This window comes from Devosia alba (genome assembly GCF_039938915.1).
GTDB classification, from domain to species: domain Bacteria; phylum Pseudomonadota; class Alphaproteobacteria; order Rhizobiales; family Devosiaceae; genus Devosia; species Devosia alba.
Map to the genome: position 1 here is coordinate 1 of NZ_JBDUUI010000083.1, position 275 is coordinate 275.

The 275-nt window shown below is 51.3% G+C and carries 1 protein-coding gene; it reads left to right on the plus strand.

The window, feature by feature from the left end:
* Positions 1-275: hypothetical protein (locus ABFY71_RS18860; RefSeq protein ID WP_347947407.1), on the plus strand; the 275-nt coding region annotated here is incomplete at both ends.

Consider the following 275-nt stretch of genomic DNA (forward strand, 5'->3'; position numbering starts at 1 on the left):
TTGGTACCCACTGTTAACACTGAATCGGTCAGCCTACTGGATCGACAGCTATTGTTTCAAGGCCGGTAACCAGCTTCGTCTGACCGGTTGGTTTGCCAACGATGCGGCGGTTGACAAGCCATTTGCCTACGTGATTGTCTTGGCAAATGGCCAGGAGATTGCCCGGCAGAAGGTTGACTTGCGCAGTCGGCCTGATGTTGCAGCCGCTTATCCGCAGATTTTTCAAAGCAAGCAAAGTGGCTTGGAAACGGTTATCCAATTACCAAAGGACCAGA